Genomic DNA, 21303 nt, shown 5'->3' on the forward strand with positions numbered 1-21303 from the left:
CTCAGGTTACGGTACTTGCCATAATCAAGAATTATCAGCAAGTAACTCTTTAAGTTCTCTTTTCGGATGGCGTGCCAAATAATCTACTGACTGCATTTCCTGTAAACGACTTAATGTGCGCATGTAGGTTTCTTTCATTTCCCCTTCAACATACAACTCGTCTAGCGCAACTTCTGCAGAAATAATAATATTGATACCACGGTCATACATCACATCGATAAAGTGAATGAACATAATGGCTTGCAACGTATGATTTACCGTTAAAGACGGTATGTTGCTTAAAAAAATTGTGTCGAATTTATCTGCAAGCTCTAAATAATCCAATTGGCTACGAGGTAAATTACACAAAATATCAAAAGCAAACCAAATCGACTTTTCGGCACACTTAAGATAGGGAATATCACGATTTTGTATTGTGATAAAACCATTTTCTCTAAATTCGCTGGCTAAAAGCGCAAATTGTTTCTCCATGATCAACGACGTTTGCTCATTTAAAGGAAATAAATAAGCATCGAGTAAAGGAGCTCGCCCAACGCGATAATCTCGTTGCTCATTTAAATGCAATACTTCGCAATTTTCTTTAATGGCAGCAATAGCTGGTAAGAATCGTTTTCTATGAACCCCATTTCGATACAAATCATCCGGAGGTATATTCGAAGAAATAACTAAAATAACCCCATGCGCAATCAAAGCTTGTAGCAGTTCCGCTAAAATCATGGCATAGGCAACGTCATGAACCATAAATTCATCAAAACAAAGTAGTCGTGTTGTTTTTGCCAACTCTTTGGCGATTTTGCGAAGTGGATTTTTTTGTCCTTGTAATCGTCTTAACTGAGAATCAATTTGTTGCATAAAATGATGAAAATGAAAGCGTGCTTTCTTTTTTTCCTCAAGACAATCATAAAATAAATCAATTAAATAGGTTTTTCCCACCCCAACAGGACCATAAAGATACACACCCTTAACTCGGGTTTTCATGAATGGATAAAACCAAGATGAATTCGACTTTTTTACTTCATCAGCTAAATATTGCATCCGCGCCAATATCTCTCGTTGCAACATATCATCATCAATTTCGCCACGATGAATTGCAGCCTCATATTGGGTAAGCACATTCGTCATAAAACAACCTGAGAATGAATATACTCCGTGAGTTTTGCTTTCAGTTCGATTAGTTTGCCATGAAAAAAATGGCCCGTATCGACAAAACGAATCACCGGGATCTCGGGATTAGCCTGAGTAGCAAACTCAAAAACCATATTGGAAGGAACAACCTCGTCGGCATCTCCTTGTAGCACAAGCCAGGGATAAGGTGCCGGGTTAAACTCATGATAATTATAATGATGTACTGCAGGAGCCACTGTAATTAACAATTTTGAGTCGACTTGCGATGCGGCCCGATAAGCCACATAAGAACCGAAAGAAAAGCCAGCAAAAATAAGTTTCTTCTCCGGCTGTTCCTTTTGCCATTCACGAACTAAAACCAGCATATCCTCACTTTCACCAAGTCCTGCATCATATTCTCCTTCAGACTGACCTACTCCTCGAAAATTAAAGCGCAATGAAGGAATACCTAATTCTCTAAAGGTACGCGCCAAGGTGGTAACAACTTTATTACTCATTGTACCGCCTTGCAGTGAATGAGGATGCCCCAGAAAAGCGATAAAAGCAGAATGATTTTCTTCTGGAACAGTTAAAACAGCTTCTAATTTCCCAACGGTCCCCTGCAAAAATAAAGCATGTTCACCAGGGCTCGCTAATTTTTCAGTGATTTGCATAAAAAACCTGTTATTATAAGTACACATTTCACGCAGCTATTTCAGTCTTCGCGACTAAGTGTTTCACAGAAGCGGACACTGCTTGAAGCATGAATGATAACTCGAATTATAGATGAACAAAATGCATAAAGAGCAAAAAGAAACAATGCCAATAACAAAATACCTCCCCTTTTCTAAACGTTTTGTTTTTTTAATTGTAATTCCAGCGGTGTTTGTATTCACCGGAAGTATTCTTTATCTGCTTGGGGGCCGTTATGTTGCAACAGATAATGCCTACGTCAAAGCGGATATGGTTCCTTTAAGTCCGCAAGTATCAGGGGCAGTTCAAGAAGTCTTTGTCATCGAAAACCAAAATGTAAACAAAGATCAGCTCCTTTATCGCATTGATCCAGAACCGTTTAAAGTCGCGTTGACCAAGGCCGAATCTAAGTTAGCCCAAGTCCGCATTGATATTTTGGCGATGAAAGCCAATTATCTTGAAAAACAGGCTGAATTGGATCTCGCTCGTACTAAATATAATTTTTCTCTACGCACTAAAAAGCGCCAGACGGATCTCGCAGCAAAACATTTCGCCTCCTTATCTAGTTTAGATGAGGCGAATGAAGGCGCCGAACTTGCGGCGCAACAGATAGTTACTTCAGAGCATAATCTGCAGGGCCTGGCAGCATCTCTTGCGGGTAGTATTGATGAGCCTGTAGAGAACCATCCATCTTATTTAATAGCAAAGGCAGAATACGAGCAAGCCAAACTGGATTTGCAGCGTACTGAAATTAAAGCCCCAGTCTCTGGAACCATTAGCACGCCTCCCAAACTAGGACAATTCGTCACTAAAGGTTCCATCAGTATGACTTTAGTCGCTAATGAACATCCTTGGATTGAAGCAAACTTTACTGAAAAAGAGTTAACCTATGTGTATCCAGGGCAAAAAGTCATTACGACCATTGATATTTATCCTGGCAAAAAATGGAAAGGTACGGTCCAAAGTTTAAGCCCAGCAACCGGTTCAGAGTTTTCAATTATCCCAGCTCAAAATGCGACAGGAAACTGGGTTAAAATTGCTCAGCGTATTGCAGTACGCATCCAATTGGAGGCAGATCCTAACAGTCCGCCACTTCGTTCTGGACTCAGCTCCTGGGTGGAAATTGATACAGGACATAAAAGATATTCGTTTAAAAACGCTCCTCTTCCTAAAGTAGGGCAAGGTTAGAACCTTTGTAGCCTGGGTGTAGCGCAGCGTAACCCGGGATTATAAAACTCATTTACATGTAGAAACCCGAGTTACGCTGCGCTACACCCAAGCTACATTTTATCGATAAACTGATGAGTTCTATGGCAGAAACATATCAAGCGCCCCCAGGGTCACAAAGAGTATTTATTACATTATCCGTCATGCTTGCAACCGTAATGCAATCATTGGATACAACCATTGCTAATGTGGCCTTACCTCATATGCAAGGTGGGATGGGAGCAACTCAAGAGCAAATTTCTTGGGTTCTTACCTCGTACATTGTTGCAGCAGCCATATTCACCCCTTTAACTGGCTTTTTGGGAGACCGCTTTGGAAGAAAACGAATTTTTATTTGGTCAGTAATTGGCTTTACTATTGCTTCCATGCTTTGTGGCGCTGCTCAAAATTTGTCGGAAATTGTATTATTTCGCCTGCTCCAAGGCATTTGTGGTGCCAGTCTGGTTCCCATATCCCAATCCATACTTTTAGACTCTAACCCGCCAGAAAAGCAAGGCTCGGCTATGGCGATTTGGGGTATGGGAGTCATGGTTGGCCCAATTCTTGGTCCGTCTCTTGGTGGATGGCTTACTGAATATTACAACTGGCGTTGGGTTTTTTATATTAACCTACCCTTTGGAATACTTGCCTGGATCGGTTTAACCATGTTTCTTCAGGAAAATAAATTAAAAACCGAAAAACATTTTGACTTAATGGGATTTGCATTTTTAAGTATCGCAATAGGGTCATTACAGCTTTTTCTTGACCGTGGAGAGTCACTGGATTGGCTTAATAGCAATGAAATCATCATTGAAGGATTCGTTGCGCTTATCTGCTTGTATTTGTTTATTGTTCATATCCTCACTTCTAAGACCCCTTTTATCGATCCAATCATGTTTAAAGATCGTAATTTTAGTGTCGGGCTTACATTTATTTTTATTATTGGGATTATTTTGCTGGCAACGATGGCGCTACTCCCGCCATACATGCAAGGTTTAATGAATTATCCAGTCATTGACGTTGGACTACTCTTAGCTCCTAGAGGAGTAGGCACTATGACCGCGATGATGATTGTGGGCCGATTATCTGGAAAAATTGATGCACGCTATCAAATTGGTTTGGGATTAATTTTAACTGATTACTCCTTATGGCTAATGACCTTATTCAATACGGACATCAGCAGCAGCGACATCATTTCCTCAGGAATCATTCAAGGACTAGGTTTGGGCTTCATTTTTGTTCCCTTATCTACACTCTCCTTTGCCACGCTGCCATCACAGTATCGTAACGACGGTACTTCTTTATTTAGCCTACTCAGAAATATCGGGAGCAGTATTGGTATTTCCATTGTCATGACCAAGTTAGCGCAAAATACACAAGCAAATCATTCAGCGTTTTCCCATTTTATTACTCCATTTAACATCAGCTTAAATCATGCAAATGAATCAGGAGTTTTTAATCTACAATCAACACAGGGGCTCGCTATTCTTGATGCAACAGTGAACAAGCAAGCTGTGTTACTGGCTTACTTACAAGATTTTCGCTTCATGATGTGGTTGGTATTATGTGCGTTCCCTCTTTTGTTTTTACTTAAACCCCCATCCAAAAAAGCTACTACTTCTCAATTATCTGAATTTGAAATATGATAACCCGTGTGAGCCAGTATAATGGCTGCACATAACGACCTCCTTCCTAACTCGCTGAGGAGAGTGAAGTGCAAGAAGCCGCGAAGCAGAGAGCTGAAGTGTACATAAGTACATGAAGATTCGAGCACCGCATCAACGAAGCAATTCATCTCATCAGAAGCTTTAGAATAAGGTCAAATGCATTGACCCACGTTGGCAGTGACTTTTTTAACTTTTTTTGGAGGACTTGATCCATGCGACAGGTACCTAGAGTAGTGTTTCTCGCTGTTCATAATGCTTGCTTCATTTTATTAAGGGGTAAGGCAATATGAAAATCCATGATTTCAAACGTAAAAAAGAAGAACAACAAAAAATTTCCATGATTACCTGCTACGATTATCCATCTGCCTGCATTGTAGCTGAATCGAACATTGATTGTGTTCTGGTGGGTGATTCTGTAGCTATGGCTGTCCACGGCCATGAAACAACAGTTACGGCAACTATGGAGATGATGATACTTCATACACAGGCCGTAGCACGTGGGATAAAACAGCAATTTTTAATCAGTGACCTCCCTTTTTTAGGTCATAAGACCTCATTACCCCAAACTGTAGAACATGTAAAAAGTCTTTTGCAGGCAGGTGCACATGCAGTGAAAATTGAAGGAGGTGATACCGATACGTGTCACACTATTTCTTATTTAGTCAATGCAGGAGTTCCCGTTATTGGTCATATTGGTTTAACACCGCAATCCATTCATCAATTAGGTGGCTATAAAGTCCAAGGGAAAAATCAAGAACAAGCAGAAAAACTAATACAGCAAGCACTTGATTTAGAGGCGGCGGGTTGTTTTGCTCTTGTCATCGAATGTGTCCCCCAACAATTGGCACAAGCAATCACCCAGTCTTTGGATATACCTACTATTGGAATTGGAGCAGGCTCTAATACTGATGGTCAAGTACTTGTTTGGCATGACATGTTAGGTTTACAAACTGATTTTAATCCAAAGTTTGTTAAACGCTACATTCAAGGTAAAGACATTCTGCTGAATGCGTTAAATACTTATGTGCAACAAGTTCAACAACTGAGCTTCCCAACAGCCGAGCATTCATTTTAATTAGAAATTGTAACTATTCACATAAAAGTGTCTTAATTGTAGCGTAACCCGGGTTTAGTCCTGACTTCTCGGGTTACAGCAGACGCCTTCACCCAGGCTACAATGCCGATGACGACTCTATTGTGTGAATGCGTCCATAATTTCATAGGAGTTACCATGCAAATTTTCCACAATCTTGACGAATGGATAAGCTTTCGTAAAACTTTATCTCCCCAATTAACACTTGGCTTTGCACCAACAATGGGTAATTTACACGCAGGACATGCGTCATTGTTTTTAACCAGCAGCAAAGAAAACAACCATACTGTTTCAAGCTTATTTGTCAATCCAACGCAATTTAATCAAGCTGACGACTTTAATAATTATCCTCGCACTTTAGAAGCCGATCTTAAGATTATGGAAGATTCTGGCGTTGATTTTTGCATCCTTCCTAATGAACAATCAATGTATGCTGATAAATACAATTACCAGATTCAGGAAAAGCAACTTTGCCAACTGATGGAGGGGACGCATAGACCAGGACACTTTAATGGAGTATTAACTGTAGTAATGAAATTGCTCAACTTGGTCAAACCGCATCGAGCTTATTTTGGGGAAAAGGATTATCAGCAATACCTCTTAATTCAAGGCATGGTTAAGGCCTTGTTTATGGACATCGAAATTAAGGCCTGCCCAACCATTCGTGAATCAAGTGGCTTGGCTTACAGCTCACGCAACAACCGCCTTGATGGCGCGCAAAAAGCGTTAGCTGAAGAGTTTGCCGCCTTATTTCAACAAAAAGAACTAACATGTGCGCAAATCATCAACCAATTAACAGCAAGAGAGATTGTTGTAGAATATGTTGAAGAGTACCTAAATCGCCGTTTTGCGGCAATACGAATTGGCAACATAAGACTTATTGATAATTACTTATTAGGGTAAGGGATTAGCTGAAAATTGAACTTATCTTAATGCAACGTATTCTGGCTGTTTGCAGCCAGGATCCAATAAATGCATTTCTTGAAATCCTGGTTGCCTGCAATCAGGTTACAACAACTCGGGAATTGCTTCGCCTGAAACGCCTTCCGTAACCGCAGGTTGTCGAGCAACTTGCTGATGTTGGGTTCCAAGAGCAGTCGATTGAGCGGGAATTCCCGACCAATGGGTATTTTCAGGTAAACGCTCACCTTTCATCAATAAAGAAAGGCTTCCGAGAGAAGAGTTTTCTTCCATTAGCGTATTGTAGAGAACAATTGAACCAACCCCTACATTACAACCCGAACCAATAGTCACATTAGAGACTTTAAATATTCTATCTTCATAAAGGTGAGTTTGAATGATTGTCTCCGCGTTAATGCACACATCATTGCCTATCGTAATTAAATCAAACTCTGAAAACTCAGCACTGTCTGTGAAAATCCTTTTACCGGCTTTAGTTCCTAAACAACGATGTATCCAAAGTGCAAAAGGAGTTCCTAAAACTTTGTTCGTTAAATGCGGGTTCGTATAATAGTTATATGAATACTCAATAACATCATTTTTCCAAATAAAAGGATCCCAAATAGCCTTGGTTAAAGGTTTTAATTTACCGAGCATAAGCCATTTAAGCGCGACCAATACACCAACAAGGCAGACTGTAAAGAACATTTCAGCTGGAGGTAAAACCAGAGCTGTAGTAAGCCAAGAGTATTCGCTTAACATATAATCTAAAACATAAAGCATATTGAATAACGCAATCAATGAGAATGTTGACGGTAAAATAATTCGTATAAACTCAATTGCTAGACGCATACGATAGAGTTTTTTAGAGGGATAAAACGTATCCTTATCAGAAAAACCAACAAATAACTCTCGCTTTGGCAGAAAGACTGCCGGCGAACCCAACCAAGCAGAATGAGGCTCCTTTGCTTTGTCTCCTGGTGGCGTCACAGATAAACATCCTAATAAGGCACCTTCTCCCATCGACTTACCTGAAGACAATAAACTTACATTACCTACGAAAGCTCTTCGTCCAACAGTTACTGGAGCAAAAGAAATAAAACCATTGCAAACGCTAGGCCAAGCTAAAGCGACGGAACTGGCGGTAAATCCACCTTCTTCAATAGTTACTAGGTCAGGAATAATATGGGGGGTTTCTCCCATCTCGACCCCTTTGCCTAGCTTTGCACCAAGTAAGCGTAAGAACATAGGTAAATACAAGGTGTCCGCCATTACTGAAATTTCATCACCATCCAATAATTTCACCATGATCCAGTGGCGGAAATAATAAAAGCTCTTTAAGGGATATTCGCCAGGTTTTATCTTATCCATAATGATCTTTTTACAGATCACTATGCATAAATAGTATAGTACTAAGAAGAGTATTGCCCCTAAAGGTATTGCAAAAAACATCGTAGTAAAATAATGGCTTTGATCGTAGTAATAACTGATCAAAGAGATGGAAGGAATTAAGCATAGGTAATACACTACCATCACAAAAACGACGCCTAAATAATGCAAAATACCGAAAAGAGTATTTTCCAACATAGTAGACTCTTCTACCGCAATCTTTTTCCGGGTTATGTGGTCAACCGGAGCCATACCAGGCAATGCAGGAGAACCAGAAAAATAAGCCCCTTGAGGAATTAAACCTTGATCGTGAAGCATGGACATGTCATCCAAAATCCCATTATCTTCGATCTGTGTATTTAAACCCACAACCGCACGTGAGCCTACAAAACAATTATTGCCTATGTTGATAGTACCTATTTTTAACCAGCCATCTTCAACTATATAGCCGTTAAGTCTACAGTCGGCCCCTATAGAAGTATTATCTCCTATAGCTAACAAATCATGAGCAGAAACCTGCATAGAGCCCAAATGGCAGTTCTTCCCTATTTTGGCTCCTAATAATCGATAATATATAGCTGCTAATGGGGAACCAACCAAAAATTTACCTAAAAACAAATTCTTAAGCAGCCTTTGTACTAGCCACCAGCGAAAATAAAACCACCCCCAAAGCGGGTATTCACCTGGTTTCACTCGCCCAAGTAATATCCACTTCAAACAGATCGTAATAAATAACGAAATGATGGGCATAGATAAAAACAAGGCTAAAAATGCAAGCTGTGACTCTCTGGAAATAATTGAATACTCAGAGCTCACCCAGCTATAACACAAAATAACGGCCAATAGTTGTAAGGTACCTACTGCATATTGCAACAAGCATCCAAAAAATTGACCAACACCACACAAATAATACTTCCACTGCGGTGCTCTATATTTTTTCTTGGCCGCTTGTTCTTCGCTTACTTGTGGATTGGCATTAGGGTCATTAAATTTCTGCTCTAACTGGCCAATTGTTGGATTTTTATACAAATCAAGAATTGAGATATTCTTTAACGCAGGTATTTTGCGTAAGTTAGAAATCACTTTAGCCGCATGTAACGAGTGCCCGCCTAAATCATAAAAAAAGTCTGCAGTTACAGAAATATTGATACAATCAAACACCTTTTCCCAGACATGAGCAATTTCTCGAGCAAGTTCAGACTCAGGTGCTTTATAAATACTGTCTATTTTTTGCTGTGCCGGTTTGGGCAACTCTTTTCGGTTTACTTTGCCGCTCGCTAACACAGGAAAACTGTCTAAAACTTCAATTAATGCAGGGAGCATATAATCAGGTAGGCGCGCTCTTAAAAAGATTTTAAGTTCATTTGCATCCAGCACATGATTGTTATCAAGGAGCACATAAGCAACGAGGGTAGGTTGTTCCAATTCTTGTAAAGAAACTACCGCTTGCTTAATTCCAGCATATTGCATAATCACGGTTTCAATTTCGTTTAGTTCAATACGAAATCCACGTAATTTTATTTGATCATCCACGCGCCCTGCAAAACGCAGGTTCCCATTAGGCGCTTTGGAAACCAAATCACCGGTGCGATATAAACGTTGATTGTTGTTTGCTGGATTGAGAACAAATTTTTCCGCCGTACTCTCGGGACGATTGACGTAACCACGCGCCAAAGCAATCCCTGCAATACACAACTCACCTTCCTCACCATCCGCTACTTCTCGCAATTGTTCATCCACAATCAGTACTTCATAACCTGGTAAAGGTTGTCCAATAGTGATTTCTTTGTCGGAATGACATTCTGCATAAGTCGCGATAATCGTTGCTTCAGTAGGACCATACGTGTTGACAATCCTTAGACCGTCTCTACTCCAACGTGCAACTAACGTAGCCGGGCAGGTTTCTCCGCCCAAAATTAAAAGACGCAAATCAGGCAATTGTCCCTCTAACGTAGACAATAGAGTAGGCACTGTTGAAAAAACACTAACACGGTGTTGTTGTAAAAAAGAAATTAAACCTAAGCCTGAACGGATTTCTTTTGTCGTACACGCAATAAGAGCAGCACCATTAGCAAAAGCCATCCAAAACTCTTCTAAAGAAGCATCAAATGCTAAAGAAAATCCTTGATATACTCTATCATTACTGGTTATATCGTAAAGTGTGCTCGCAACGTCTACATAGTGACAAATGCTACGATGAGTAATTTCCACTCCCTTAGGTTTTCCTGTTGAACCTGAAGTGTAGATGATGTAACACAAATCATCGGGATTCAAATCATCTTGAATCAACCTTTGTGCAGGGCGTTTAGAAATTTCGTCAGCAAGCGCATCAACTCTATAAGTAGTAGGCCATGTCAGATTTTTTTGGGCTTGCACGGAAGACGTTAAAACTGCATTGAAAGGCAAATCAGAAAAAATGTGGTTAATACGCTCATCAGGATAATCCACTTCAATAGGTACATAAGCAGCACCTGTTTTCAAAGTAGCGAGTATTGCAACATAGCATTCTACAGAGCGTTCTAATAGAATACCAACAATACTTCCTTTGGATATTTTGTTCTCGGAAAGGAAATGAGCTAATTGATTTGCGCGATGTTCTAATTCTTGATAAGAAATAAAAGCGTTATCACAAATCAATGCGATGTTGCTTGAGTAATTATCAACTGTTTTTTCAAAAAAATGATGCAATTGCATAGTGTTATAACCGGGTGAAAAACTCAAATTGGTTGACTCCTACTAATTGCGCTATTTTTCCACAGTTTAATTGATTTAATTGCTTATTTTTAACAAAAAAAGCGAGCAAGAGCGTTTATTCTCAATATATTATATTTAGCATCAATAGTAAAAGGCTTATGGAAAAAAACACAGAAGTAAGACTATAATTTTGGGGATTATAATTGTTTGTCGAATTACAATCGAGCCTATTGAAATAATTTTTTTCAATATTTATTTTCAATGCTACTAGGGCCTGTTTACAGACCCTAATCTAGTCCTCTCTCGACTAAGAAGAACAACTCATTACCTAAAAATTTCCTGCAGAAAATGGGTCATGGCTTGCCAAGAACGGTGTGCAGCAACCTCATTATAAATGGTGCCCAATTGCATATCATGCGCCAGCGGATTCGAAAAAGCATGTTGTACATGCCCATACATATGCATTTGCCAATCCACATTGGCATCAGTCATCTCTTTACAAAATGCGTGCACTGTTTCAGGCGGAACCATAGGATCGTCGTAGCCATGCAGAGCTAAAATTTTGGCTTTAATAGGTTCAGACTTTAGACTACCAGGTTTATGCAACAAACCATGAAAACTTACCACTCCCTTAAGATCAGCACCAGAACGTGCTAACTCAAGAGCACACAAGCCACCAAAACAAAATCCAATAATTGCAACTCGCTTACTATCCACTTCAGGCATAGAACATGCAGCGGTTAATCCCGCTTGAATACGACGACGTAATAAATTTTGCTCAGAAACTAATGGATTCATGAGTGCTTGTTTTTCCTCAGTAGTGGAACCAAGTTGACCATGACCATACAAATCTATCGCAAAGCCAACATACCCCATCTGAGCGAGTAATTTGGCTTTCTCACATGCAAACTCATTACGACCGGACCAGTCATGAGCGACCAATACCGTAGGGCGAGGACCAGAAAAAGCCTTATCATAAGCTGCAAAACCATGACATTCCAACCCATGATCATGATAAATATAATTTGAAGTGTGCATTCCAAGCTCCCTAAAATAAACCAAAATTAAACGCTTAATGTGCCCTAGTTTATTAAATTGAGCCCAAGAGATAAAGTTATGAAATACATTAATTATTATTTAGGCAGATTATTTTATATCTGCTGATTACAGATTCTCTTGATTTATTTTTTTGAGAAAAAACATCATCTTCTGTGTATCTTGCTTGGTATGAACTCATCGTGGACAATGCATAGAAAAAACAAAGATAATTTATTCTTTTTTGGACTAAACTTAAAGTAAACTCTGAAGGGAATATAATCATGATAACTTCATCATTACTTCATGTACGCGATATTTTACATGCACAGTTGTGTTATCAGGCTTTTATTACACCTATTTTTTTCCCGGTGGAAAAACAATATAGAGATTTTGCAAAATTGGCTTGTGAGTTTGTGGAGGGAAGACGTACCGAGGTAATACATAATGAATTTCCACGCCATCATGTATTGCATCGTTTTGCGGCACAAAAAAATGCAAAAGGGAAAAAAATACTGATTACCCATGGATGGATATCTCGCGCAGCTTATATGGCACGCTTAATCCATACGCTACATCAACAAGGCTATGAAGTATATGCTCTTGATTTTCCAGCACATGGCGAAGCCAAAGGACTTCAACTACCATGGACTGATGCGGTTGCGATTTTAAAGAATACAATCAATCAATATGGTCCTTTCTATGCAGTTATCGGGCATTCTTTTGGCGGCTCTATGTTACTCAATACCTTGAATGTCGCTGGCCAACTTCCCGAATGGCAGCTAAAGCATAAGCCCGAACGGGCGATTTTAATTGCATCACCAACTCAAATGCGTAGCCCCGTTAACCAAATTGCCAAAAAATTTAAATTAAGTGGACATGGATATCTGCATCTACGCCAGGTAATGAAGCAGCAAGCACGCTTTGACATTACGCTGGTGCGCTTACACAATTTCATCTCTCAATACCCCCATATCCCTTTTTTATGCATCCATGGGGAGCTTGATGAAACGATAAGTACTAAAGAATCGATAGAATTCTGTAAAAAATACCCTGACTCCAAACTGTGTCTGCTTCCTGATGCAAATCATGTGAGCGTCTTATTGGATGAACGAGTAGAACGGTTGGTTTGTGATTTTCTGGAATGACTCTGTGGTGTTGGGCCAACACCACATGATTTTAAACACTTTCTATATATTGTCGCAATTTTTTCATTGCATTTTTTTCAAGCTGTCGGACTCGCTCAGCAGATACGCCATATTTTTTAGCCAAATCATGTAATGTCAGTTTTTCTTCAGCTAACCAGCGTTGTTGTAAAATATCCTGGCTACGCTCATCTAATTGCTCTAGAGCAAGCATTAACTTCTCACGGCCTTGTTCCCCCGCACTTTCTTTTTCCAACATGACTGAAGGATCATCATTCGCATTAAACAAATACCGCTCAGGTGCCGTATAGAATTCATCATGCTCATCAGCATCAGGAGCATCGTAAGGTGTATCCATCGCATTTAAACGTTGTTCCATGAGCAACACATCTTCACAGGTTACACCCAGATCTTGTGCTACAGCGCTCACTTCTTCGCGACTCATCCAGCCCAAACGATTTTTCATTTGGCGAAGATTAAAAAATAACTTGCGTTGTGCTTTGGTTGTCGCAATTTTAACAATACGCCAATTGCGTAAAACAAATTCATGAATTTCTGCTTTTATCCAGTGCACTGCAAAAGAGACAAGGCGTACGCCCATCTTAGGGTCGAAACGTTTTACTGCCTTCATCAAGCCAATATTCCCTTCCTGAATTAAATCATTCAGAGGCAAACCATAGCCTAAGTAACCACGGGCTACGCGAACAACATAACGCAAATGTGCAAGAACCAAATGGCGTGCGGCCTCAAGATCCCCTTCAGAATGAAAACGTTCGGCATAGGCAATCTCTTCCTCTAAAGTTAACATAGGAATTTGATTGACCCTGTGAATGTACGAATCAAGACTGCCCACAGGTAAATTCATTTCGGCAAGTTGCAAATATTGACTCATGCTTCTTCCTCTAAAATTTCTCTGTACAAATTAGGTGAAAATAAGACAAAACTCATAATTGAGGTTCTATGGAGGCTAATTGACGTTTTACAGATAAACGCGCTCCCATCCATCCTAGTATAATTGCAAATAAAACAAGTAGCAAGATCTGCCGCATTGACAATCCGGTTAACGGATAGTGCATTTGGTAGGCAACTGCTAGCTGGTTTACAGCCGCTCCCAGGCTGAAAATAAAAATATTAACCATAAAAATAGCAAAAATAGCCCCTAACGCACCGTACCACACTCCTGAATACAAAAATGGTCTGAGAATAAAAGGATCTTTTGCTCCAATTAATTTTAAGACTTGAATTTCTTCTTGTCGGCTATGTAGTGCCAAACGCAAGGTAGTACCTACAATCATAATTACAGCCATTGCTAATAAAGCCAATAATGCATCTGCAAACTTAGCAGCAAACCCTAACAAAGCATGCAAGCGACTTATCCACTCCATATCGACTTTTGCATTTTCAACATGCGATACAGATTGTAATTGCCGCGCTAACATATCCAGTTTTGCAGGTGAATCTATAATCAACGCCGGTACAACATCTATTAGCGCAGGCAAAGGATTCTCAGGAAGATAGCGCATAATATCCTGCATGCCCTCTTGCTGAGTTAACTCCGACAAACCATCAGCGGATGATTTTAAGGTTACTTGAGCGACACCATCTGTTGCGCGCACTTTTTGAAGAACAAGCTGCTGCTCCGCTTCAGATAAACCAGGTTTTAAATAAAGAGATATATGTCCGCCGCGCTGCCAGTTTGCAGTTAATTTGGCTACATTATCAGAAAATACCCAAAAAAGAGCCGGCAATGCTAAGGCGATCGCGATCACTATAGAAGTCATCATCGTTGCCAAAGGTTTGCGGCATAATGAATTTAAACTTTGTATTGCCGCCTGCAGGTGATAAGAGAGGATTGCTTGTGCTCGCTTTAACACATTCGGCCTCCTTTTAACATGACAATACGGTGTTTCATTCCGGCAATCAATGCCAAATCATGTGTGGCGATTAAGATACTTACGCCTACTTGATTAAACTGTTCAAAAATAGCCATGATTTCTGTAGAAAGTTTGGGGTCAAGATTTCCTGTTGGCTCATCTGCCAATAATAATGAAGGCTTATGCACAACTGCACGTGCAATGCCCACCCGTTGCTGCTCACCTCCTGATAAATGGGCGGGAAGCATTTTTTCCTTGCTTAGTAAACCCACCATATCCAAGGCTGCGTGCACTCTTTTGGCAATCATGGGATGTGCCATACCCTGAATTTGTAAAGGTAGGGCAACATTATCAAATATGGTACGATCATTAAGTAAGTAAGGTGATTGAAAAGTAATACCCAGTTGGCTGCGATGCGCAGCAACATCACGTTTTTTTACTTGATTCAAACGTAAACCATTTACTGTGAGTTGGCCCGAAGTAGGCCATTCTAAAAGAGCAATCAATTTCAGTAAGGTGCTTTTCCCTGCTCCTGAATGTCCAGTAAGAAAAACCATTTCTCCCTTCTGCAAGGAAAAATTCACTTGACTTAATGCTTCAAAACCACCTGGATAACGTTTAGTTACTTGGTCAAATGTGATCATTGAATAGTGCACCAACAAATTGCGCTGCATCAAAGGGTCTTAAATCCTCAATCCCTTCACCAATCCCTATATAACGAAAGGGTATTCCTAGTTCATTCGCAATAGCAAACAAAATTCCACCTTTAGCTGTTCCATCCAATTTAGTCATGGTAATCCCAGTCAACCCAACTGCTTCATTAAATTGCCGCGCTTGAACTAGAGCATTTTGCCCTATGCTTGCATCCAATACCAACATTGTTTCATGAGGAGCCTCGGGACAAAGCTTCTGTAATACCCGTTTTACTTTCTTTAATTCGTCCATGAGATTACCTTGCGTATGCAACCGACCAGCAGTATCAGCAATTAAGATATCTACTTTACGCGCTTTTGCTGCTTGCAACGCATCAAAAATCACTGAGGCACTATCTGCGCCTGTATGCTGGGCAATCACGGGGATATCATTTCGCTCCCCCCAAACATGCAATTGCTCCACTGCAGCAGCTCTAAAAGTATCTCCCGCCGCTAACATGACTTTTTTACCTTGGCGCTGAAATTGTTTCGCTAATTTCCCTATAGTCGTCGTTTTCCCAGCACCGTTCACGCCCACCATTAAGATAACAAATGGCGAATGGTCAGCAGTTTCTAAAGTTAGCGTTTGGTTGCTTTCACCTAGAATGGATTGTAAATGAGATTTCAACGCATCATAAACAGCATTGCCATCTGATAACTGCTTACGAGCCAAGCGTTCAGCCAATTGATTTAATACAGTTTGAGTAGTCTCCATACCCAAATCAGCACTGATTAAAAGCGTTTCTAGCTCATCCAACAAATCTTGGCTGATTTCCTTTTTACCTAACAACAATCGCCCAATTCCATCACCTAGCTGGTGACGTGTTTTACTTAATCCCTTTCTGAACCGTGCAAAAATCCCCTCTTTTACAAGCTCTTGTTCCGGTTCCGTTACTTCCACAGAAACTTGAGGCAACGAGTCAGCAGCACTTTGTGAATTATCGGGCTCTGCAGAGGTGGAATCATGACTTCGCTTAAACCATTTAATCATATAGTATACAAATCCTGAAAAATATGAAATTCTATCATCTTTTTTACTTTGAGGTTAAGTTGTGCGCAAAATACTGTTTACTTTACTCATGGTACTATCTTGCCAGACCTTTAGCCAAGTTCAAGAGTTTATCTTGAATAATGGATTAAAAATATTAGTGAAAGAAGATCACCGTGCTCCTATCGCAGTATCAATGATTTGGTATAACGTAGGTTCCGCTGATGAGCCTGGTGGGATTACAGGCTTATCCCATGCAATGGAACATATGATGTTTAAAGGCACTGAAAAATTTCCTTTAGGTGTTTTTTCCAAAACCATAGCCGAAATTGGTGCTCAAGCTAATGCATTCACTAGTAATGATTATACCGCTTTTTTTGAAAAAACAGATGCATCAAAACTCGCTACCAGTTTTGAGCTAGAAGCAGATCGTATGAATCATTTGCTTCTTGATACTAATGAATTTGCTAAAGAAATTAAAGTAATCCAGGAAGAGCGGCGCCTGCGCACAGATGACAATCCACAAGCACTAGCCTTTGAACGCTTTTTAGCTACTGCGCACTTAAGTGCTCCTTATCATCATCCAGTGATTGGCTGGATGAGTGATTTGAGACAGATGAATGTTGAGGATCTAAGAGCGTGGTATAAAAAATATTATGCGCCGAATAATGCGACTTTAGTTGTTGTGGGAGACGTTAACCCAGAACAAGTTCGCACTTTAGCAGAACAGTATTTTGGGGCGTTGCCAAAACAACCTATTCCTGAAAGAAAATTAAAAAAAGAGCCACCTGAGTTAGGCCTGAAAATTGTTCATATTCAAACAACTGCAGCAAAATTACCTCTACTCATGATGGGCTACTCAGTTCCGAGTGTAAATACTGCAAAAAAAGTATATGAACCTTACGCTTTAGAAATTATCACGGGAATTTTAAACGCAGGTGAAAGCGCGCGTTTTTCTAAAAATTTAGTTCGCATCAAACACATTGCTAATGATGCAAATAGCTATTATAACCCCTACACAAGATATCAAACGCAGTTTATCGTATATGGTTCTCCCAACCAAAATCATACGATTGGCGATTTACAAAGCGGACTTCTTACTGAATTAGATGATTTGAAAAAAAATCTGGTTAGTGAAACTGAATTACAACGCATAAAAAATCAAATCATTGCACAAAAAACTTTTGAAAAAGATTCCATTTACGGGCAAGCCTCGGAATTAGGTCTTTTAGAAACAATCGGGATTGGTTGGAAAAAAAGCGAGGAGTATACGCAAGCAATCAATGCGATTACGCCACAGCAAATTCAACAAACCGCCCAACGTTATTTTCAAGAAAAGAATATGACTACTGCAATATTAGAACCTCAAACACAAAAGGTGGCACCATGAGAATTTTTAGCGCATGTATTTTGGCAATAACAATTGGACTGTCACATTCAGTAGCTGCAAGTACATTTAAAACCGAAAAATGGTTAACTAAAAATGGCGTGCAAGTTGTTTTTTATCCGGCGATGGAAGTGCCTATGCTGGATATAAGCATCGCTTTTGCAGCAGGATCCGCCTATGACGAAAACCAATATGGGCTCAGTGCCTTAACCAGCAGCATGATGAATCAGGGAAATGCTGGCCAAAATGCAACAGCCGTAGCTGAATCTCTAGCTGATGTAGGCGCTCAATATAAAGTCGAAATCAACAGAGATATGGTGGTATTTAGTCTTAGAACCTTAGTTACCCAAGAAGCTCTGTCCAAAGCAGGTTATACCTTTACTCAAATTATTAATCATCCCGACTTTCCTGACCCCGCATTTTCCAGAGAAAAAAAACAACAGCTTATGGCAATCGAACAGTCTCAAGATGCTCCCGATGACGTAGCACAGCTCAATTTTTTCCAGGCTTTATATCAACAGCATCCCTATGCACATCCAGTTCGTGGGACAGCTGCGACGGTCAATGCACTAAATAAAAGCCAAGTGATTGAATTTAATAAACGTTATTACGTTGCAAAAAATGCCATTTTAGTTATGGTCGGAGCAATGAATAGCAAGACGGCACACCAACTTGCCGATCAATTGACTCAAGAACTTCCAGAAGGACAAGCAGCCCCTGCTATCCCTAAAGCCCCCCAACTGCCCCAAGCAAAAACAATAAACATTCCATTTCCATCATCACAAACGATGATACGCCTTGGTCAGATCGGTATTGATCACCATAATCCCAACTATTTTCCTCTCCTAGTAGGAAATTATATTTTAGGAGGAGGAGCTTTAGTTTCCCGACTTGCAGTCGAAGTCAGGGAAAAACGTGGCTTAACGTATGGGATAGAAAGTCAGTTTGCTCCTATGTCAGGAAATGGCCCTTTCCTTATTAGCTTATCAACTAAAAATAAACAAACTAAAGAAGCCTTGAATGTGATTCAGAATGTTTTGCGAACCTACATTGATAAAGGTCCTACTGATGCAGAGATGAATGCTGCGAAGCAATACCTTATTGGTAGTTTTCCACTTTCGTTATCCGGTAATCGCAGTATTGCAACGCTCTTATTGCGAATGACTTTTTATCATTTGCCGGAAGATTTCCTTGATACCTATACTGCTCGCATTAATGCAATAACCAGTGAACAAGTAAAACAAGCATTCCAACAACAAGTCAATCCCGATAAATTGTTACTCGTCACTGTGGGTAAATCGTGAAACAAGTCATTCGCATTATTGGTGGGATGTATCGAGGGAAAAAACTACATTTTCCAGATGTAGAAGGCCTACGCCCTACCCCGGATCGTGTACGCGAGACTTTATTTAATTGGCTGATGCATGACATCAGAGAAGCCCACTGCCTAGACGCTTTTTCAGGGAGTGGTGCTTTAGGTCTGGAGGCATTCTCCCGAGGGGCTGCGCGCGTTGTTTTTCTTGAACAATCACCCAAAGCACATGCCAGCTTACAGAAGATAATCGCTGCATTTAACAGTCCAAAACTTAAACTACTACAGACCGATGCGGTACAGTATCTGCAGCGTGTTCAAGAAGAGTTTGATATTATTTTCTTGGACCCTCCTTTTGCGCAAACCTATCTCCCCCAATGTATTGCTCATATAGCACAAAGCAATATTCTCAAGCGTGGAGGCCTTGTTTATGTGGAGTCCCCTTCTATGCTGCATTTGGATGAAAAAATATGGAGACAAATAAAACTCAAACAAGCAGGACAAGTTGTATATGCATTATTTGAGAAACTAATTTGAGCGCTAAAGCTGCATGCGATACCCTCTGGTTCGCATACCTACAACCAGGCTACAAAACAATTAAAGTCAAAATTTTTCTGAGCTTATTTTCATTTAAATTCATACAATTCCTTATTTATAGGCTTGACAAGCAGCCTAGCTCCTGTTTCAATCAAACGAATAATTCCAGACATTAAAGAACATTGAATGAACAACAAGCTTGTCACGCTGTTTCTTGCCTCAATCCTGCTTGTAGGTTGTAAACATGGTGCTGTGCTCTTTAAAAAACCACCAATGAACAATCCTAGTGATGATGCTACAATTAAACTAGCAGAAGCAGCAGTATCTGTAAGCGATTCCATGCATGAAATGGCACGAGTCCAAAAAGTCATTCAACCGCCGCCTGTAGACAACACACTGACCATACCTAATGCGTATAACTTACAAGCCAGAGCAAGTGTAGACTGGTCTGGTCCTATTGAAGAGTTAACTGCCCGCATTGCCAAGTCCGCACATTTCAGGCTTCGTGTTTTAGGAAAAGCCCCTTCAATTCCAATTTTAATTAGTCTTAATACTAAAGATGAAAGTTTAGCTGAACTCCTGCGTGATATTGATTACCAAGCTGGGTTGAAAGCCAGTATTCACGTATACCCTAACAGTCAAGTTGTTGAATTGCGCTATGCCAAAATTTATTCATAGTTTAATAGTTGTATTGTCTGCTTTATTAATTGCATGTCACTCATCAAAATATATGGGCGATACGAACTCATTAGCAGGGCTACAGGCTATGGCCAATGTAACCCAAAAGGAAAGAAATAAAAAACAAAACGGTAGAATACGCCAAACAGCACTACGAGAAACTGCTTTAAGTCTTGGCGCTCAAGCAGGTCTGGCAAATCGTGCCAAAGCTATTGATGAGCAACTTATCAAACAAACGCGCCGACTCGATGCCATTTATGATTTTAATTCTTTGATTCTAGAACATAACATTTTGCCCCCAGTACTCTTAGAAGGCAGAAATACCCTTAATCTTGCCGATGCGCAAACCATCCGTATTTCTGATCGTACTTATAGAGTAGCAAAGCAAGCTCATTTTGTTACCACGCCACCAACTTGGCGGCAATATTTATGGCTAGATTATGTAAAACCAGAATACCCTCACTATACTCTGTTGCCTAAGAATAAGGTAGAGAAGAAGATATGGTGCCTGTACGTAGCAAGAGGCTGGAAAAACGGTATTGATCAAGCTAATACCATTCTTGAGGAAAACATAGCCCGTATCAAAGAAGATTTTAGTGGAATGATCCTTTACAGAAAATTATTAGCAATGAATATGGTCACCCCCCCTTATGTCTCTCATACAGACTTGGGAATCACCGGTGATGCGTCTGAAATTCATATTGACGATAGAGTTCTGAGAATTACGGCATTGCCAGCCTTGAATGTGAACAGCGACCAATGGCGAGCAGCAGTTTCCAAAGATGAAAATGCGCTAGAACAGTTCAAAAACATGGAAAAATTAGCAAATCGTTCTAAAATTATAATAACAGATAAATCCTGGCAGCCTACAATTGCCCCGGTTAACGACAACAATAGTATTCACTGATA

18 protein-coding genes are annotated in these 21303 nt (G+C 40.1%); 10 read left to right on the plus strand and 8 right to left on the minus strand.

Annotated elements, in window-relative coordinates; genetic code table 11:
• Window positions 1–24 precede the first annotated feature (24 nt).
• Both zapE and BGO44_RS17895 read right to left on the minus strand, forming a co-directional pair.
• A complete protein-coding gene (gene zapE / locus BGO44_RS17890; RefSeq protein WP_273199292.1) occupies window positions 25–1122 on the minus strand; it encodes a cell division protein ZapE in 1098 nt (365 codons plus the stop codon).
• Window positions 1119–1778 carry an alpha/beta hydrolase gene (locus BGO44_RS17895; RefSeq protein WP_273199293.1) on the minus strand — a complete coding sequence of 220 codons (660 nt, stop codon included), beginning with the start codon at window positions 1776–1778 and terminating at the stop codon, window positions 1119–1121. Before BGO44_RS17895 ends, zapE begins: the two co-directional genes overlap by 4 nt.
• Window positions 1779–1899: 121 nt before the next feature.
• On the opposite strand from BGO44_RS17895, the gene BGO44_RS17900 reads away from it, so the two are divergent.
• From BGO44_RS17900 to panC, 4 genes are all read left to right on the plus strand, one after another.
• Window positions 1900–2985 carry an HlyD family secretion protein gene (locus tag BGO44_RS17900; RefSeq protein WP_237760451.1) on the plus strand — a complete coding sequence of 362 codons (1086 nt, stop codon included), beginning with the start codon at window positions 1900–1902 and terminating at the stop codon, window positions 2983–2985.
• 122 nt (window positions 2986–3107) lie between these two features.
• Window positions 3108–4649: a DHA2 family efflux MFS transporter permease subunit gene (locus tag BGO44_RS17905; RefSeq protein WP_273199294.1), complete on the plus strand. Its 1542-nt coding sequence runs from the start codon at window positions 3108–3110 to the stop codon at window positions 4647–4649.
• A gap of 307 nt (window positions 4650–4956) precedes the next feature.
• On the plus strand, window positions 4957–5745 hold the full coding sequence (panB, locus tag BGO44_RS17910) for a 3-methyl-2-oxobutanoate hydroxymethyltransferase (RefSeq protein WP_058510580.1): 789 nt from the start codon (window positions 4957–4959) through the stop codon (window positions 5743–5745).
• A 156-nt stretch (window positions 5746–5901) separates the two neighbouring features.
• Complete coding sequence (panC, locus tag BGO44_RS17915) at window positions 5902–6666, plus strand: pantoate--beta-alanine ligase (protein WP_273199295.1); 765 nt, start codon at window positions 5902–5904, stop codon at window positions 6664–6666.
• A gap of 105 nt (window positions 6667–6771) precedes the next feature.
• Here panC and BGO44_RS17920 read toward each other — a convergent pair whose 3' ends face one another.
• Both BGO44_RS17920 and BGO44_RS17925 read right to left on the minus strand, forming a co-directional pair.
• Entirely contained in the window at window positions 6772–10773 is a 4002-nt protein-coding gene (locus tag BGO44_RS17920; protein ID WP_273199296.1) for a Pls/PosA family non-ribosomal peptide synthetase, read from the minus strand.
• 297 nt (window positions 10774–11070) lie between these two features.
• Window positions 11071–11784, minus strand: a complete 714-nt coding sequence (locus BGO44_RS17925) for a dienelactone hydrolase family protein (protein ID WP_058510582.1) — start codon at window positions 11782–11784, stop codon at window positions 11071–11073.
• A gap of 281 nt (window positions 11785–12065) precedes the next feature.
• On the opposite strand from BGO44_RS17925, the gene BGO44_RS17930 reads away from it, so the two are divergent.
• A complete protein-coding gene (locus tag BGO44_RS17930; RefSeq protein ID WP_058510583.1) occupies window positions 12066–12929 on the plus strand; it encodes an alpha/beta hydrolase in 864 nt (287 codons plus the stop codon).
• 31 nt (window positions 12930–12960) lie between these two features.
• Here the strand turns inward: BGO44_RS17930 and rpoH are convergent, their stop codons facing one another.
• Genes rpoH through ftsY form a run of 4 tightly spaced genes read right to left on the minus strand, consistent with a single transcriptional unit; the run spans window position 12961 to window position 16483 of the window.
• Entirely contained in the window at window positions 12961–13818 is an 858-nt protein-coding gene (gene rpoH / locus BGO44_RS17935; RefSeq protein ID WP_273199297.1) for an RNA polymerase sigma factor RpoH, read from the minus strand.
• Between the two features lie 52 nt (window positions 13819–13870).
• Window positions 13871–14800, minus strand: coding sequence for a permease-like cell division protein FtsX (gene ftsX, locus BGO44_RS17940; RefSeq protein ID WP_058510585.1), 930 nt, complete (start codon window positions 14798–14800; stop codon window positions 13871–13873).
• On the minus strand, window positions 14794–15444 hold the full coding sequence (gene ftsE, locus BGO44_RS17945) for a cell division ATP-binding protein FtsE (RefSeq protein ID WP_058510586.1): 651 nt from the start codon (window positions 15442–15444) through the stop codon (window positions 14794–14796). The genes ftsX and ftsE overlap by 7 nt, the downstream gene beginning before the upstream one ends.
• A complete protein-coding gene (gene ftsY, locus BGO44_RS17950) occupies window positions 15431–16483 on the minus strand; it encodes a signal recognition particle-docking protein FtsY (protein ID WP_273199298.1) in 1053 nt (350 codons plus the stop codon). Before ftsY ends, ftsE begins: the two co-directional genes overlap by 14 nt.
• A 61-nt stretch (window positions 16484–16544) precedes the next feature.
• On the opposite strand from ftsY, the gene BGO44_RS17955 reads away from it, so the two are divergent.
• From BGO44_RS17955 to BGO44_RS17975, 5 genes are all read left to right on the plus strand, one after another.
• A complete protein-coding gene (locus tag BGO44_RS17955) occupies window positions 16545–17870 on the plus strand; it encodes a M16 family metallopeptidase (protein WP_273199299.1) in 1326 nt (441 codons plus the stop codon).
• Complete coding sequence (locus BGO44_RS17960; protein ID WP_273199300.1) at window positions 17867–19171, plus strand: M16 family metallopeptidase; 1305 nt, start codon at window positions 17867–17869, stop codon at window positions 19169–19171. The genes BGO44_RS17955 and BGO44_RS17960 overlap by 4 nt, the downstream gene beginning before the upstream one ends.
• Window positions 19168–19716, plus strand: coding sequence for a 16S rRNA (guanine(966)-N(2))-methyltransferase RsmD (gene rsmD, locus BGO44_RS17965; protein WP_273199301.1), 549 nt, complete (start codon window positions 19168–19170; stop codon window positions 19714–19716). The genes BGO44_RS17960 and rsmD overlap by 4 nt, the downstream gene beginning before the upstream one ends.
• A gap of 186 nt (window positions 19717–19902) precedes the next feature.
• On the plus strand, window positions 19903–20394 hold the full coding sequence (gene dotD, locus BGO44_RS17970; RefSeq protein WP_058510591.1) for a type IVB secretion system lipoprotein DotD: 492 nt from the start codon (window positions 19903–19905) through the stop codon (window positions 20392–20394).
• Window positions 20375–21301, plus strand: a complete 927-nt coding sequence (locus BGO44_RS17975; protein WP_058510592.1) for a type IV secretion system DotC family protein — start codon at window positions 20375–20377, stop codon at window positions 21299–21301. The genes dotD and BGO44_RS17975 overlap by 20 nt, the downstream gene beginning before the upstream one ends.
• Window positions 21302–21303: the final 2 nt, after the last annotated feature.

The organism is Legionella sp. 39-23, from assembly GCF_001897665.1.
In the GTDB taxonomy this organism is placed as follows: Bacteria; Pseudomonadota; Gammaproteobacteria; order Legionellales; family Legionellaceae; genus Legionella; species Legionella steelei.